Annotated in this window: 13 protein-coding genes; 3 read left to right on the forward strand and 10 right to left on the reverse strand. The window is 49.5% G+C overall.

Annotation, left to right across the window (positions count from 1 at the left end; translation table 11 throughout):
- Window positions 1–132 precede the first annotated feature (132 nt).
- The 5 genes from C4N23_RS08925 to C4N23_RS08945 form a co-directional block, all read right to left on the reverse strand.
- Window positions 133–1,518 carry a site-specific integrase gene (locus tag C4N23_RS08925; protein WP_097839536.1) on the reverse strand — a complete coding sequence of 462 codons (1,386 nt, stop codon included), beginning with the start codon at window positions 1,516–1,518 and terminating at the stop codon, window positions 133–135.
- A gap of 15 nt (window positions 1,519–1,533) precedes the next feature.
- Window positions 1,534–1,836 (reverse strand): helix-turn-helix domain-containing protein, encoded by a 303-nt coding sequence (locus C4N23_RS08930; RefSeq protein WP_097839535.1) that lies wholly within the window; start codon window positions 1,834–1,836, stop codon window positions 1,534–1,536.
- 19 nt (window positions 1,837–1,855) lie between these two features.
- The gene (gene mobV, locus C4N23_RS08935; RefSeq protein WP_342587754.1) at window positions 1,856–2,806 is read right to left on the reverse strand and encodes a MobV family relaxase; all 951 of its coding nucleotides are present in this window, start codon (window positions 2,804–2,806) and stop codon (window positions 1,856–1,858) included.
- A 1,266-nt stretch (window positions 2,807–4,072) separates the two neighbouring features.
- Window positions 4,073–5,413, reverse strand: a complete 1,341-nt coding sequence (locus tag C4N23_RS08940) for a DNA primase family protein (RefSeq protein ID WP_097839533.1) — start codon at window positions 5,411–5,413, stop codon at window positions 4,073–4,075.
- On the reverse strand, window positions 5,410–6,012 hold the full coding sequence (locus C4N23_RS08945) for a CHC2 zinc finger domain-containing protein (RefSeq protein WP_097839532.1): 603 nt from the start codon (window positions 6,010–6,012) through the stop codon (window positions 5,410–5,412). The genes C4N23_RS08940 and C4N23_RS08945 overlap by 4 nt, the downstream gene beginning before the upstream one ends.
- A 353-nt stretch (window positions 6,013–6,365) precedes the next feature.
- On the opposite strand from C4N23_RS08945, the gene C4N23_RS08950 reads away from it, so the two are divergent.
- A complete protein-coding gene (locus tag C4N23_RS08950; RefSeq protein WP_342587753.1) occupies window positions 6,366–7,226 on the forward strand; it encodes a sigma-70 family RNA polymerase sigma factor in 861 nt (286 codons plus the stop codon).
- A 7-nt stretch (window positions 7,227–7,233) separates the two neighbouring features.
- A complete protein-coding gene (locus C4N23_RS08955) occupies window positions 7,234–8,151 on the forward strand; it encodes a recombination protein NinG (protein WP_097839531.1) in 918 nt (305 codons plus the stop codon).
- A gap of 437 nt (window positions 8,152–8,588) precedes the next feature.
- Here C4N23_RS08955 and C4N23_RS08960 read toward each other — a convergent pair whose 3' ends face one another.
- Genes C4N23_RS08960 through C4N23_RS08970 form a run of 3 tightly spaced genes read right to left on the reverse strand, consistent with a single transcriptional unit; the run spans window position 8,589 to window position 12,022 of the window.
- A complete protein-coding gene (locus tag C4N23_RS08960) occupies window positions 8,589–9,473 on the reverse strand; it encodes a radical SAM protein (RefSeq protein WP_097778983.1) in 885 nt (294 codons plus the stop codon).
- Between the two features lie 31 nt (window positions 9,474–9,504).
- On the reverse strand, window positions 9,505–10,701 hold the full coding sequence (locus C4N23_RS08965) for an MFS transporter (RefSeq protein WP_097778984.1): 1,197 nt from the start codon (window positions 10,699–10,701) through the stop codon (window positions 9,505–9,507).
- A complete protein-coding gene (locus C4N23_RS08970; RefSeq protein ID WP_181567104.1) occupies window positions 10,670–12,022 on the reverse strand; it encodes a radical SAM protein in 1,353 nt (450 codons plus the stop codon). Before C4N23_RS08970 ends, C4N23_RS08965 begins: the two co-directional genes overlap by 32 nt.
- Before the next feature lie 435 nt (window positions 12,023–12,457).
- Here C4N23_RS08970 and C4N23_RS08975 point away from each other — a divergent pair, with 435 nt between their 5' ends.
- Window positions 12,458–13,375, forward strand: a complete 918-nt coding sequence (locus tag C4N23_RS08975; RefSeq protein WP_097793639.1) for a helix-turn-helix domain-containing protein — start codon at window positions 12,458–12,460, stop codon at window positions 13,373–13,375.
- On the opposite strand, the gene C4N23_RS08980 is transcribed toward C4N23_RS08975, so the two are convergent.
- Together C4N23_RS08980 and C4N23_RS08985 are read right to left on the reverse strand one after the other, a co-directional pair.
- Window positions 13,372–13,566 carry a hypothetical protein gene (locus C4N23_RS08980; protein WP_097793638.1) on the reverse strand — a complete coding sequence of 65 codons (195 nt, stop codon included), beginning with the start codon at window positions 13,564–13,566 and terminating at the stop codon, window positions 13,372–13,374. The genes C4N23_RS08975 and C4N23_RS08980 overlap by 4 nt on opposite strands.
- 615 nt (window positions 13,567–14,181) lie before the next feature.
- Window positions 14,182–15,582: a site-specific integrase gene (locus C4N23_RS08985; protein WP_112145523.1), complete on the reverse strand. Its 1,401-nt coding sequence runs from the start codon at window positions 15,580–15,582 to the stop codon at window positions 14,182–14,184.
- Window positions 15,583–15,683 lie beyond the last annotated feature (101 nt).

The raw sequence follows: 15,683 nt of genomic DNA on the forward strand, positions 1-15,683 counted from the left end.
AAGATTTCATGGCTTTTTTGTTTTTTGCAACACAGCTGCACGGTTTTTGCACGGTCGGTGCACGGTTCGTGTTTTCTGTGTTGAATTATGTAGGGCGCGGGATTGCATTGCAATCCGTGCCCTTTTTTGCATTCAGGTCAACAGTGCAAGGCGAAGCTGTGCCTTCGTTTCAGGGTCTGCATCTTTCAGGAGCTCCAAAAGCGCGGCCATGGAGAGCGCTGTGTTCCCCTGGACAGGCGGAGTTTGGGCGCTGGCTTCTGGTTTGGCGTAGAAAGAATTTTCAAACTTTTTGCCCAGCTCCATGCGGGAAGACTGCTGGATATGGGCGTAAGTGTTAACCAGAAGATCCGCACTGGCGTGGCCGGTTGTTCCCTGCACAGATTTGATATCGCCGCCCGAGATCATCAGCTGGTAGGTGGCGCTGGAATGTCGCAGCCCGTGGAAGACGATGCGGGGGAACTCCGGGTGAGCGTCCTGCCATTTGAGGAACTTTTTGCGGATCAGAACGGGCTCCACGGCCTGACCATTGGGCAGGCGGAGAAGCATTCCGCTGTCGTGGTAGCGGTCTGGGGAGCGGGCCTCGTCTTCTTTCAGCCGTTCCAGCCAGTGTTTCAGTTCCTCCCGGAGAGCGGCGGTCAGAAAGATATTCCGGCAGGAGGACTCGGTTTTGGTGCTTTTCAGTATGAGAGAAGTTTTGCTGCCTTCCAGTTTATCGGGAAACTCCTTGATGATACAGTTGCCATCCACCTGAAGCAGGGCGTTTTTCTGAATGCGCTGCATGGACTTGTTGACCGAGAAAGTGCCGACCCCACCGGCGGCGTCAAAATCGATGTCCTCCGGGGTCAGTCCAGCAACCTCCCCTTCTCGCAGCGCGCCCACCAAGGTCAGGTGGACAGCTAGGTGGAGGATGGGGTCCTCCATGCTGGCCAGGGCCGCCCGCATTTCTTCCACTGTCCAGATGCTTCGTTCCTGGGTGGTCTTTTTGGGGCCTTCCAGAGGGACGGGGCTTTTCAGAAGGATTCCCCATTCCACCGCATAGAGGAACGCGGTGTGAAGCAGACGATGAACCTCATGGATGGTGGTGCCGGACAGCAGACGCTGTTTCTGCTTGGGGGTGAGCTTCTGCTTTTTGCCCTCAACATACTGCCCACAGGGCGTTTTGCTCAGGGTACTGTACAGGTTCTCCAGGTGATAGGGCTTCAGCTTCTGCATCTCAAAGTTGCCGATATAGGGGAGGATGAGATTCTGGATGGTGGACAGGTTGGACTGGTAGGTTTTGGGAGCCCACTTATGCTTGGTGCATTGTTTGGGCAGCCAGTTCATCAGGAATTCACCGACCGTTATAGTGGACGGAATCAGGAAAGTTCCGCTTGCAAGCTCGTGTTCCACCTGCTTTTTGCGGTTCATCGCCTCCTCTTTGGTGGGAAAGCTCTCCCATTTGTCGCAGCTTTTGCCGTGCTCATCGAAATAGGTGTAGCGGACGCTGTAGGAGCTGCCGCGTTTGGTGATATATGCCATGCTGTGCCTCCTTGATCAAGCGGCCCGGAACAGCCAAGCGTCGAAACTGTCCTTGGGAATGCGGATGCTTCCGCCTACCCGGAGGACACGAAACTCACCGGTGGTGTTGCAGAAGTTATAAGCGGAGCGCAGGCTGATGGCCAGCATCTGCGCCACTTCCTCCACCGTGTACACGCAAGCTTTCGACTCGGGCTGTTTCAGGTCAGAGATTGGAGACTTGACGGCATTGTTTTGGGTGACCAATTCCATTGTACCGGGATTTGCGGCGCTTTGCAAGGTTTCAGTGTTAAAATGATCGTTCTTACAAACATTCTTCATGGCATTTCTCCTTTTTGATTCAAAGTTCTGCGGTGCGGTGGGAGGCTTTGGGCTTCGCGTATTCTTCTAAAACTTCCGGCGGAATTCGCTCCAATACGGCGAGGGCCTCCTCATACTCCCGCTGGAGCTTGGCATCCTCCAACTTTTTCAGAACGCTCTCGTGGGTCGCCTCCTCCAGGGACTCCGAGAGCTTTTTGTTTTTCCGCTTGAGTTTCTCATTCTCAGCCTTGGTACTGCTGAAGGCTGTACTGTACTTTTTCAGCTGGGTCCGCATTTTCTCCACGGCTGGGATATAACCGTCCAGCAGTTCGGAAATCTCAGCGGCCCGCTTCTTGCCGTTCAAGGGGCCGATGCCGGTGAGCAGTTGGTCCAGCTTTTGGCGCTGCTGGGTGAGATGGGTCATCTCCTTGAAGATACGAGGCGGGATATGGTCGCGGCCCGTCTGGCTTGCACTCTCGCCGCGCTCCAGGTCGGGGTATTTAGCAACCATGTGCTCCCAGAACTTGTCCTGCCACCAGGTCAACTTCTTTTTGTTACCAACGATCTCTTTGGCGCTGAGTCTGCCATCTGGCGTCAAGGGGACAAAAGAAAGGTGCATATGGGCTGTTTTCTCATCCATATGCACCACGGCGGAGATGATAGTTTCTCTGGATTGGTATTGCACAAAGAAGCGGAGTGTTTCCTCAAAATACTGCCGGATTTCGGGCAGCTTCTTGCCCTTGAAGAACTCCGGTGTAGCGGTGAACAGCACCTCTACCACCCGGACACTGTCCTTTCGGGTGCGGCATCCAGCGGCGCTGATCTGGCGCTCAGCCTCAGCCCGGTAACGTTGGGGTGGTTCGATCAGGTGGAAGTTATGCTTGCTGCGGGAGAGGTCAATATCGGGATTACTGGCGTATCTTTCTTTTCTGCGTTCGTTATGGGCTTCGATGTTGGTGATCTCTGGCCCCTTGTACTTGGCAAAGCGCATGATGGCGTATTGTGGTTGGCTCAATGGCGGCCCTCCTTTTTGGCAATTCAATCGTATTGATGACGGACATTGTAAAGCTCCTTTCATTCATGTGGATGGATAGGCTTTGATGATCGAGGTGGTGGTGTTCCATTTGAACACCGCCAAAAAATCAAGTGTTCATTTTGAACACTTGATTATAAGTCTAATAACCGAGACAACTGTGCTCCCCAAATTAAGTTATCAAAATGATAACTTGATCCAACGGGCACAGCATGGTAGATTTAACGTCCAAACTTTAACTTACTGATTTTGCTTTTGAGATAAAACGATCTGCTTTTCAGTTGGTCAAAATGACCAACTGATATTTATTGGTTACAAGATACTGACCTTTTTATAGAGGAAAAAGGAGATAACTGAAATCAAGTTCTCAAAATGGGAACTTGATCGGAACCGGTTGGTCTGGGTCAAAATGACCCAGACCACTTCAGCGCCATAAAGGATTGCGTATATAGCGCGTTTTGGGCTTTTCGCTATGTACGTGCGTACGGGGGTGATGCGTACATAGCAGTGGAAGGTGAACACCTCGGTATTCCAGAAAATCAACGGACAAAATCTGTCCGTTGATTTTCTCACATCTACCGCGAAGTTCTGTTGTGCAAGATCAAGTGGTCAAAATGACCACTTGATTACAGGGATTGGACCAAAGCAGATGCACTTCCAAAAAGGTTATACAATAAAAAGAATGTGGACATTTTGTCCACACCTACTTCAGACCGTTAAAGATTCCTTGCGAGAAGCGGTGGCACTGGACATTTTGTCCAGTGCCATCAAAACCGAGTTGTCGCCGTGACAACTCGGACAAACCTGTGTGGTTGTGGACAAAATGTCCACAACCACTTTAGTGTCGTAAAGGATTCGTGTATATGGTGCGTTTTAGGGTTTTCGCTATGTACGTGCGTACAGAACTTGTACATACGTACATAGTAAAAAGGCCAAGTTTCCTCTTATACAGGTTTTTGGCCGTTCCCAAAATGGGAACAGCCACTTCAATCATAAAAATATGGGTCGGTGACTCGCCGACCCCTTGCTGGCAGGGTAAGGGCGTTGTGAAGCACGACATCCATCTGACTTGGAGCGTTTTAACTTGGTTGTGACCAATTTGGTCACAGCCACTTCAAGGGAGTAACAAACGGTTACGCCCTCTGAAGCCTTTCGCCGGATGCGTCTGTACGGGCCTCGTACATACGTACATAGCGAAAAGGCCAAGTTCTCCCATATACAGTTTTATCCCCAGAGGGAAGTGGGCATCTCAGGCCGTACAAGTGCCTCAATTCCCAGATAGCCCCATACGCGGCGGCCTGCTGAGTTGGCGATGTTGTTGGTGTGCTCCAGGTTGTACTTTTTCAGGTTGGCAATCACGGCATCGCTGAAGCTCCGGGCTTTCAGAGCTACCAGGTTGTTCTCCTCACACCACATCTTATAAATGGTATAGAGGTCTTTGGAGCTAATGCAGGCATCCGCCTTGAGCCGAATATAGTCCTCGGCCTCCATGAAATCGAAGAAGTTGTTGTTGTCCCGCTTGACCAGCTCCCGGTTCTGCCGGGCGCGGTCACTCTCAGTAAACTTGAAGCCGTTCCTGACCAGACGCTGCAACCCCTCGAAAGCCCACAGGAAAATTCCCTCGGCCTCGGCGGCCATCTTCTCGGCGATGTCAGGGTCATCTACCCGGTCGGCGGGCTTGTCCCTGGTGGTCAGGACCAGTTGCCGCCGATAGAAGCCGTCGCTTCGGTCGTACAGGGCTTGTAAGTCTCCATTGCTGAAAGCCAGCAGCCGGGCATACATCCAGCCCTGGTAGCTCTGCTTGCCTTTACGCTCCAGGTCCATCTGCCCCTGGGCCGTGACAATGGATTTGACGTAGTTGGTCTGCCGCAGGGCTTCCATCCGCATATCGTCGTCCACGCAGAGCAGGATGTGTTCCAGGTCGGCCCGGGCAAAACGGTTCTCAGAGATTTTGCCGATGCTGCCGTCCTTCATATTAGTGCCGAACAGCTTGGACAACACCACGCCGATCTGACTTTTGCCCTCGCCGCCCCGGCCCTTGATAACCATCATCCGCTGGCCCTTGTTGCTGGGAATGAGGCAGTAACCTATAAACTCCTGGACAGTCGGAATATCTTCCGGGTGGAGCAGATCAAACAGGAACCGCAGCCAGTGGGTAGGCTGGGCCGCTTTGGGGTTGTATCGGACCGGCAGCCGGTTGCGGATCACTTCCGGCTTGCCTTCCCGAAAGCTGCCGTTCAAGTTCAAGGTACCATTGGCCAGGTGGATACAGTTGGTGACTGGCGGGAAATCATCCACCTGGGCGGAGAGTTTCAGCAGGTCCAGAATGCTGCCTACCTTGCGGGCCACGTTGTTGCTGGCGTAGTCCTTCAGTTCCGCATAGATGGTACTCCGCAGAGGCATCTCATCTGTTACCCGGCCATCTTCGGTGAAAAAGAAACCATTGCAGAAAACAATTTTGTGGGTCGAAATGAAGGTCTCACAGAAAACAGATTCGTTGATCCGGTAGCCTTCTTCCAGCCAGACCGGGTCATTGGAGCTGGGCCAATATTTCTTGTTTTTCATGCAGCCTCCTCTCTGTCCAGGGTATTGAGGCGGGATTCGACCATCGGCAGAAGCTGACCGTCCAGCAGGCGCTTGGCAGCGGCTGCCTTCTTGGAGGTGGGCCCGAAGGCCAGGCAATCAATAAGGTCGTCCACAACGGCCATCATGTGCAGAGCCTCTACAAAATGCTCGTCCAGCGGTTCCTCCGGGGAGAGGGGAGCAAACTCTGTTTGCCACCGGGTCAGCAGGTCGCGGTAGTCGTGGAGGACCCGGAGACAGTAGAAGATTTCCTCTTGCTGGGTGTCTGAAGAGGCAGCGGCTGGCTTGGGCAGAGCGACTGCACCCGATGGAGGCTTGTCCGGGCTGAGTCCGAAGTCCTGGGTCAGCTTCCGGGCTGCCTGGAAGCTGCTGAGACCAAACAACTGGGCGGTAAGGTCAATGACATCGCCGGTGGCACCGCAGCCGAAGCAGTAATAATAGGTGTCATTCAGCTTCATGCTGGGGGTATGATCCTCGTGGAAAGGGCAGCGAGTCATCCAAGTAGTAGTGACAGGCAGGCCGTACAAGGCTGCGGTCTGCTTGACAGTGACGGATTCCTTTACGATTTTAAAAAGATTCATTTATACCTCGCTAATCTGGCATCTTATGGGCAGGGATACAGTACTTTGCCGTGGATAGAGGTGTACCTCGTTTCGGGGTACATCTGAGTCCATGACGAGTGAATTGGGTGCGTAACGTTTCGTTCCATACCTCCTTCCGCGAAAAAATAAAGCCTGACTTCTCCTTTCGACTTTTTTCTTCTTGAGCCTGAGAGGGCCTTCAATGTATAATCAAAAAAGTTCCATAAACTGTAACCCGGTTATGGGTTGTAACCGGATTCGGAACTACCCTTTCACTAATAGGAGAAATCCGGGGTGCAAAACGGAACCATTTTTTAAAATTTTCAAAAAATTTTTTGGAGTGAGGTGGAGGCGTGGTAAATCGGTATGCGAGAGGATTTCAGGATGACAGATGGGATGATGAATCCAGCATCAGTTTGACGAATGAGGCGCTGGAACGAGCCGCTGCGGCAGAACGTAAGATTGAGTTGGAAATCGCCCTGGAGCATGACGAGCACCCCCTCCATGACGAAGAAGAGCTAGAAACCGAGGAGGAAGAAGCCTCGCTAACCAGTGAAAAGCGGCTGAAACGGGAAATCCGGGCGGAAGCCGTTCGGCGTCTGGAGGAAGCCGCCCGGACTGAGGCGGACTTTTCTGTGGTGATAAAGGAGTGGGACAAGCTGGACCAGAACCGGGAGCGCCGGGAACGGAATTACGAACACCTTCGGGGAGACTTGCCACTGGATTATCAGGCTGTTTCAGAACCCAAACTGATTCCCAGGTGGATGAATGACACGGCGTACCGGCAGATGATGGCCGGAAACTTTCTGGATATCCTATTTAACTGCCCTTATCAGATGCACCAGCTGACCGCTGATCCATTTATCTCGCGTATGATTGAGGAGCTGAGCGAGGATCACAAGGAAGTTCTGTACTTTCTCTCCCTGCGGCTATGGAGTGCTACCCAGCTTGCCTTAGCTCGTGAGCAGTCCGACCGCAATATCCGAAAACTAAGGAAAACCATTCATAGAAATTTACAGCGACAGATGTTTGACTACCTGCATAGTAAACGGGAGCGAGGTAGAAGTCTGACCCTGCGGGAACGCCAATTTATAGAGGAATATTCAGCCCTCGCAGAGGAACAAGGCAAAGATGTTGTGATTCGGCGGGAAAATAAGACGAACCGCAGAAAAGGAAAACCGCCCCTGGCGACAGGGACGGCTGAGGGGGAATAAATGCAGAATGAAGAACTTGTTTGAGCAATCCCGTTCTCATTGGGTGCGGTACGATCACTACGAGCTGAAAACGGCAAAAGACGGCAAACGGTACATCACCCCCGGCAAAGACACAAAGCCGGAGGTTTACAACCCGCTTAAAGAGGTTCCAGGCATCGTGCTGGACGCCCTGAATGTTGGAATGTTGATGATGAGCCGCAGCCCGGCGGTGGAAGTGGAGCGGGCAGTGTTGAAGTTTGTCACCCGGTATGGTTTATTGGGTCTGATGACCGCTCTGCCCACCACGCCGGCCTTTATGGACTATGAGGCGGTTTACCTGCCGAAGAATCATTTCCTGAAAGAGGAATCCATGGACACCGACCGGTATCTGGCTCTGTTTTATCCCTTTGACCAGCTGGACTTGGTGAAACGGGGAATTGAATCCGCATGGAAGGTTTCCGGGGACCGGACGATGGTTGCCCTGACCATGACCTTTATGGATGAACCCATGGCAAAAACTATGAGCTTCCAGCGGCAGTATGCGGAGCCTTATGACTGGGTCGCCCAGCAGTTCAAGGACTGGGCTTTCACGCTGACCACCTCTATCTTGTACTACCAGGACTACCGTCTAATAGATCAAGACACCCGGGAATTGTACCAAAAAGCCATGGCTGCGTTCGGTGGGATTGCCCCCAGCTACCATATCGAGCTGCTGGACAAGCCCACCATTTACTGGGATTTTCACTCCCTGCTGCTGGGTATCCAGATGATGTTCAGCTTCATGCTGGTGGACGAGGAACATCCACTGCGACTGTGTAAGAACTGCCAGAAAGCATTTCTGGGCAGTCATGTCAACACCACCTTTTGCAGTCCCCAGTGCAAGAACCAGTACAACGTCCACAAGAGCCGGGAAAAAGCCAAAGGTGACCGGGCAGAAAACGAATGAATCCGCTGCGGCGGGGCTTTATATACCTTTGTTCCGCAGACAGCAAAAGGCTGGCAGCCTATGCTTTTGGGCACAAACTGCCAGCCTTTCTTTGTCGCTGTTGCTGCCCCGCAGGGGCACCTTTCGTACAGAGGAGCGAGGCGGGATAGCTCCCCCCAGCTGCCGTCTGCTGCACAAAGGTATAACACACTAGACTTTGTAACCAAAGTCGTGTGCCACGAAACCCCGGCGCGGTTTCTTTGGATTCTTCCGGCTATCGCGTTGCCTCCCGGCTTCAGGCAATAGCAGATGCGGGCGTCAACTCGTACACATGATCGAACTGAGCTTTGCGCTTATCACCAAAACATTCTGGTTGCCACAGCAATCAGGTTTCAGGGCAGAAGACATCTAAAGATGCTGAACTTCTGGATCGATCATACCGTCTTTTTTGAACGGCTTCATTCTAACTGGGGTTGAGGACGGTTAAGAGCCGCAGTACATTTTCCAATTTTCCCGTCGGGCCAGAATACAAGACGATTTGGACGGGAGACACAGTACATTTGATTATAACGCAGCATCCCGATTTTATCCAGATATGCAATATGCTTCGCAACCAACACCTCTTGAGTATCCTGGTGAAGGGGTGACAGATCGTGGGAGCCTTTGCCGCCCCAGTCACCAACTGCACAAACAAGTACATCGAAGCGTTTATCCTGTCCAAACAAACGGTAAAGGTAATCGTACCAACTGTAGTCCTCATCGCCGGCCAGAAGATTACGGCGTAGCGTGATATGGAAGGAGTACTCTTCCGGGGGCAACTTGGAAAGAGCGACCAGATTGTCAATGATGGTCCGCAGGGTTCCTTTGCCAGATACATGGGGCCGAGTCTTGTCATGGTTCCAACCATCAAGTGTAATTTGGTAGCTGGTAATTCCTGCCTGACAAAACTGACGGAACAGCTTTTCGTCCAGCAGATAACCATTGGTGGTCATCTTGGCAGTATACTGAAAGCCATGCTGTTTCTGCAAGTTCTGAATCATTTCAGAGACTTCCAATACAGTGTCTTTGCAAAGGATCGGTTCGCCTCCAAGCCATGCAAGCACAACCTGCTTATGCCGTGGGGCCTGCGCAGTGATATACTCTTCGATCTGATCCAGTGTGTCACGGGTCATACTGGCTGCCGGGTGGTTTTTGTGGCAGTATGAACACTGAAAATTACACCCTTCAGTAGGAATCAGTGTGGCCATGAAGACATCCCAATTGAATTTTTGAGGTAATATTGGCTTGGGTTGAATACAACTGAAATTTTCTCCTAGGCAATCGGAGATGTATCCAGACATCATATATAAGCCCTCTTGATATTGTAGACTAAAATTAGTTGCCGTTCTTTTTTTCTTGAAGTGAAAGCAACCATGCGCTCTTCACAGAAAGACAGATGCCAATTCCAACTACGGTCATAAAAGCACCGAGGATGACAAAACAAGCCGTTGACCCGGCGCTCACCAGTAGTGATGAGCCAAACAGATAAAAAATTTCAGTAACATTGACGCCCATGTTGAAGACGGAAAGCAGCTCGGCGCGATTGTCTTCCCTGCCGGCAGCATCTACAATGCTGTTTTGGACTTCTCCCAGCAGATAGGATGGAATATCCAAAAAAAGCGGAAGGATCAGCATAAATAGGATAGTCCAAACCGGCACATTGACCAAGCCCAACACACCAAGGGCTATTCCACTCAGAATGAAAAACAGTGCCATCATTTGATTATAGTGTTCAGGCTTGGTACGGGCGAGAATCCGTTCGGACAGCAACTGAATTGCAGAATAACCCATAATAATTGCGGCGAGCCAGGTTTCATTGATCCCGCACAACTGCAGCTTCTCCGCATAGAAGAAATTGATCAGAATGCGGCCAATGTTCAAAGCTGCCAAAATCATTAGAAGCATCCATATCTTTTTCTGCTGAAACAACTGCGGATAGGGAATGTTTTTCTTTTGGCGCGTTTCACTTCTGGGCTGCACTGTTTCCTTGGGGATTTTTAAAGAGGTAAAGACAGCAACAAGGTTTGCGGCAATCGTTGCCAGAAGCAGACCCTTGATGCCAATCAGCGTGTACAGGACCGCATAAGCTAGGGTACTGGCAAAAAATCCGACAGTTCCATAATTGGCGACATGTGCAGATTTTTCAGCGTAATGTTCCTTTGAAAACATAATATAAATATAGCCGCTCTGCGTCCCAGAAGAAAAGGAAGCCGCTGTGCCTTCGAGGATAGCCTGTAAAATAAACAGACTATAATTGCAGCTTACATGAGCCAGCAAGAGGCAGGTTCTCGAAATGAGCAGCGCGATCTGGTATAGTACCAACGTGGATTTATAGCCAATGCGATCGGTCAGCTTTCCGAGAGGAATCTCTGTGAGGAGGACCATAGTAGCCATAATTGCTTGCAAAATGAAGAATTGGCTGAGAGAGATTCCTGCAGTGGTTCGTACCAGTAGAGAGACTGGGGAGAAAAACACCAGCCCATTGAGCAGAGAGGTAAGGTCAAGTGCATCTGTTTTCAGCTTTGCGTTCATTTTGATTCACCTCGTTATATTTGGATTTAATATAAGGAATAAACAGTGTTTTCATGAAGTGAGAAAAAACTTCTTCTTCATATGTACAGCACTTTTTGAAATCGATTTGGTGGGACAGCTGACATCCGCCACCGCAGAAGCCACCGATTTTACAATCCTTACACTCCGCATAAGAATTGCAGGTTACAGCGACGGGCCGATAATTTGTTAAATTTTCATAGGAAAAATCAAAAAGGCTGTACCTAGATCTACCAACTGTGCAAGTACAACGATATGTTTTCAGATTCATATCAACATAAAAAACATTACTGGATGACGAAGTGCTCCAACAATAACTATGTGTTTGTTTATGCTCCCGCAAATTCAACTTTAGGCCCATTTTGTCGGCAAAGTTATAGCAGGTCTTTAAAAATGCCGCGTGAACATTGTCCGGGAGAGGCTTGCTTTGAAGCTCAGCGAGAATCTCACTTTCCATCATGATGTCAGGGAAATTTGTTTCATACAAACGATCATCTACTCGACCAATAGTCCACGCAAAGTTTTTATCCTGCAAAAGCTGTAACTTCTTCAAGTCATCCAGTGTATTCCAGATTTCTTTATGATTGTGCCTATCGATATTGGTTCCTAAGTCCACATGGATGCCGTAATGCAGAAGTGTCTTAATACAGCACAGGAGTTTGAAAGTTTCATTTGTATTGTTCCGGCTCGGATCAAGATCGTATCGCGTCATATAATTTAACGCCATACTGTCGATTGTGGGATAAATACCGCTGATGAAGCGACGATTGATGATAAATTTCTTCAAATAATACGAAAGGAAACTTCCGTTTGTGGTGATATGAACAGTGGTTTTGTGCTCTTTGCAAAATTGGAGAATTTTATCAATTACTTTCTCATTCTCGATCAGCAAGGGTTCGCCACCAAATAAACCCAGTCGAACGGTCTTGTTCGGATTTGCTTCCATATACTGTGCAATGATACTTAAAATTTTATCCAGAGTTTCATCACTGATAAGTTTCTTTTCCAAGGTTTTATCGTTTTGCTGATAGCAGTAAGTACAGTGCATGTTGCATTTATACGTAATTGTTAAGATGAAAGTGACTTCTTCGCTTGACTTGTTTGAGTCGGTTTCATCGCTATCCAGCATTTTGTGGTATACTTCTTCGCTCACACCATGGTGGAGGAGATCTTTTGAGATGAGGAAACATCTATTGCTGTACGTATCAACAATAACACATTTTTCGGAATCAACATCTTCTAAATATTTATTTCCAAGGACCTGTGTCAGATCAAAATTCCCCTGTGCGTCTTTGGTTTCCACAAGCGTTCCGTTTTTCAATTCATAAAACATGGTTCCATTATACAGAAAAATCCCAAGAAGCAAACATTTGCTCCTTGGGAAACCGTCACTGATCAGTAGAGGCGGTGCCCGTTGTCATCATCGCAGCTAACGATAACAACCGCGTCGTTTGCCTTCATCTCTTCCAGCTCTTCATTGGAAAAAGTTACGGTATACATTTTCTGTTTCTCCTTTCTTTTTTCAGCTCTGGATGTTTGGTTCATCGCTGTGACTATATTGTAGCAGCACGACGCACTTCTGAACATATCGTACCAAGTTACTTTCAAATAACACAAAACGATAAGTTGGATTCCAATGAACTTATTCCTTTTTGATTTCCAGCTATCAACGACTGGAAAATTAGCTTGATATCCTTTATAATTATAAGAACTCTTTATTCAATCTGGGGTGGTTTCAATGAAAAATGTTTTTCTTGGAGAATATATCAAACAGCGGCGGCTGGATCTGGGCCTGACCCAGGAGCAGCTTTGCGATGGAATCTGTGAACCGATGACCCTTTCCCGACTGGAAAATGGCAAACAGACTCCCAGCCGCAATCGGATCAATGCCCTTTTGCAGCGGCTGGGCCTGCCGGATGACCGCTATTTTGCACTGTTGAGTAAAAATGAGCTGGAAATGGAAGCCCTTCAAAAGGAGATTGTTGCATGCAATGCTAATCATCGCGTGGAGGAAGGCTTTGAAACCTTAAAAAAATTTGAGCAGATTGCAGACCATGACGATCAAATCGCGCAGCAGTTTATCTTACGCTCTAAGGTGTTGTTGGGGCGTTTGGATCAACGATATACACCACAAGAACAGATTGACCTGTTGATGCAAGCAATTCGGCTGACGGTTCCCCGCTTTAATTTGGATGAGATTGAGAGGTTTTTTTATTCGACAGACGAAATCAAGATCATCAATCAAATTGGAATTGCATACTCCGATGATGGACAAAATAAAAAAGCAGCTGATATCTATTACCAGCTGCTGAAATATGTCCGAAAGCATTTTGAAGAAACAATCACTTCGGTTGGTATCTTACCGATGGTTTATTTTAATTATGCCCGTGTTCTGGATTTGTGCGGTCGCTACGAGGATAGCGCAGAATGTGCAGAAGAAGGCAGGAAGGCTTGCCTCAAATATGGGCACTATCAATATTTACCACATTGTCTTGAAATCCAAGCTGAATGCGCTCATTTCATGGGAGATGACAAAAAAAGCGCGGATCTCTATCGTAAATGCTATTATCTGTGCCAGGTCATCGAATACCAGGAAGGATTGGAAATTACCAAAAAGGAAGCAAAAGAATATCTGGGCATGGAATTTGAAACTTAAAGAGCTTCACCGCCCCCCGGAAACGCGTCATATAACTGCATACCCGATTCGTCCGGGTCTTCGGGCTGTTCTGTTTCGGTCACGCCAGTCTGAGGCGTGGGCAAGTCTTCAGGTTCAGCGGCAAAGCAGGGGACAGCCAGCAGACTGGTGGCCAGAACAATAGAAGTAATCAGAGTAAAAAGACGTTTCATAATTTATTTTCCTTTCGTTTTATGTTGTTTTGGTGTTGGCAAAAGGATACCACTACAAGGCAGTACAGACCATATCGTGTCGTGTTGCTTTTTTCTAACATAAAACGATGGGTTTTCCTGAGAATAAGATCAGATGCTTTCCAATCGGCTTGTGATGCAGCAAGTACTAAAATAAGAGGATGGCCACCCAAAACAATGCCGTCAAGTCATTTGTGTGTGAATTGCTTCCGAGTTTCTAAAATTGTCCTGCACGGTTTCTGCACGGAATCTGCACGGTTTCACCCTGTACAATGGTTGACAACAGGTGCAAAATTTACCAGTGGACGTGAAACATGAATTCGGATAAATTACTTATTATCGATAAAATTTTATGTTTTACGGCAGGCGGCATAATGGAGGAATTACCCCTGACTTGCGCTACGAATCAGTAGGCCGGGGGTTCGAGTCCCTTCCATCGCACCAGAAAATGCCGTGAAATCGAAAGATTTCATGGCTTTTTTGTTTTTCTGGCAGAGTCTGCACACTTTTGCACATCTCCTGCACACTTTACAAAAAAGCCATGAACTCTTTGCATCGCTTGCACAGCGTGTATTTCGCTGCACAAAAAAGAATCTTTTACGCGAAGAGTACCCGCGTCAGCTCGCGGCGCTCCTCTGCGTCCATCTGCCGGATGGCTTCAAGGATCATTTTACCCGTGATTTTTGTTGCCACCGGCGTTTTGTTTTCCGGGGGTTCCTGCTGCTTTGCACCGGCCACATCCTGCGTGTAGAAGTCGGCTTCGATCTTCTCGGTCAACTCCAACCGGGGTTTGTCCTGCGTGTGGGCGTAGGTGTCCATCAGGACGGTGGCGGTTGCATGGCCGGTGTTGCCCTGCACCGACTTGAAGTCACCGCCAGATTGTAGCAGCTGGTAGGTGGCACTGGAGTGGCGCAGACCGTGGAACACGATCTTCTCAAACTCCGGGTGCTCTGCCCGCCACATACGATACCACTTGGTCAGAACGTCCGGGGCAATGGGTAGGCCGTCTGGTAAGCGGAACAGCTGACCGCAGTTGCTGTACTTTTCCGGGGCGCTCTGCTCGTCCTGCTTCATCTTTTCTAGCCATGCCAGAAGCTCCTCTTTCAAGGGTTTGGTCATGTACAGGATGCGGTTGGACTTTTTGGTCTTAGTCCGCTTGAGGATCAGCGAGGACTTGCTTCCCTCCCGTCTGTCCGGGAAGGTGTGGTAGATCTGGGTGGGGTCGATCTTGGACAAGGCGACCTTGTCGGCACGCTGCAGGGCTTTGTTCACCGAGATGGTTCCCCGTCCGTCTGCTGCGTCAAAGTCCAGATCACTCGGCTGTAAGCCGAGGATCTCACCCTCTCGCAAGGAAAGGATCATGCTCATGTGCACAGCCAGATGCAGGGCAGGGTTCTCGATGGTCTGCAGCGCTGCCAACATGGTGCGCTCATCCCAGATGGTGCGTTCTTCGGTATTGATCTTGGGGGCTTCACGGGGAGTAGGCGATTTGTGGATCAGATCCCAGTCAACGGCATACGAAAAGGCGGTCTTCAGGAGCGTGTGGACTTCGTGAATGGACGTGCTGGATAACAGCCGTTTCTTCTGATTTTCCGTCAGCTCCTGCTTTTCGCCGTGAACGTACTGGCCGCAAGGGGTCTGGCTCAGGGTGGCGTAGAACTGCTCAATGTCGTAGGTGCGGAGGTCTTGCACCTTCCGCTTTCCGATATACGGCACGATGAGGTTCTGCACCATCGCCACAGATTGGGTGTAGGTCTTGGGAGACCACTTGTGTTTGCTGGACTGAATGGGGATCCACTTGTACAGCATCTCCTCGACCGTCATGGTGTCGGGCACGAGGAAGGTGCCATCCAGCAGTTCCTTCTCCACCGTGATCTTGCGCTCCTGCGCTTCGGTCTTGGTCTTGAAGGTTTCCCAGCCCTTGCAGGGCTTGCCAGCATGATCTTTGTAGTTGTATCGGACGGAATACGTGTTGCCACGTTTCATAATAGATGCCATAGATGTTCCCTCCCTCAGACCGCTGCAAACCAATCGTCAAAGCTCTGCTTGCTTACCCGGATGCTGGTACCGAGGCGGATCACCTTGAAGTCTTTCGTGGT

Origin of the sequence: Faecalibacterium hattorii, from assembly GCF_003287455.1 — a bacterium.
In the GTDB taxonomy this organism is placed as follows: Bacteria; Bacillota; Clostridia; order Oscillospirales; family Ruminococcaceae; genus Faecalibacterium; species Faecalibacterium hattorii.

Coding starts and splice junctions, on each gene's coding strand:
- C4N23_RS08980 (WP_097793638.1), bottom strand. CDS start 13,566: ATGAAACGTCTTTTTACTCTGATTACTTCTATTGTTCTGGCCACCAGT.
- C4N23_RS08955 (WP_097839531.1), top strand. CDS start 7,234: ATGAAGAACTTGTTTGAGCAATCCCGTTCTCATTGGGTGCGGTACGAT.
- C4N23_RS08960 (WP_097778983.1), bottom strand. CDS start 9,473: ATGATGTCTGGATACATCTCCGATTGCCTAGGAGAAAATTTCAGTTGT.
- C4N23_RS08940 (WP_097839533.1), bottom strand. CDS start 5,413: ATGAAAAACAAGAAATATTGGCCCAGCTCCAATGACCCGGTCTGGCTG.
- C4N23_RS08965 (WP_097778984.1), bottom strand. CDS start 10,701: ATGAACGCAAAGCTGAAAACAGATGCACTTGACCTTACCTCTCTGCTC.
- C4N23_RS08930 (WP_097839535.1), bottom strand. CDS start 1,836: ATGAAGAATGTTTGTAAGAACGATCATTTTAACACTGAAACCTTGCAA.
- C4N23_RS08975 (WP_097793639.1), top strand. CDS start 12,458: ATGAAAAATGTTTTTCTTGGAGAATATATCAAACAGCGGCGGCTGGAT.
- C4N23_RS08925 (WP_097839536.1), bottom strand. CDS start 1,518: ATGGCATATATCACCAAACGCGGCAGCTCCTACAGCGTCCGCTACACC.
- C4N23_RS08945 (WP_097839532.1), bottom strand. CDS start 6,012: ATGAATCTTTTTAAAATCGTAAAGGAATCCGTCACTGTCAAGCAGACC.
- C4N23_RS08985 (WP_112145523.1), bottom strand. CDS start 15,582: ATGGCATCTATTATGAAACGTGGCAACACGTATTCCGTCCGATACAAC.
- mobV (WP_342587754.1), bottom strand. CDS start 2,806: ATGCGCTTTGCCAAGTACAAGGGGCCAGAGATCACCAACATCGAAGCC.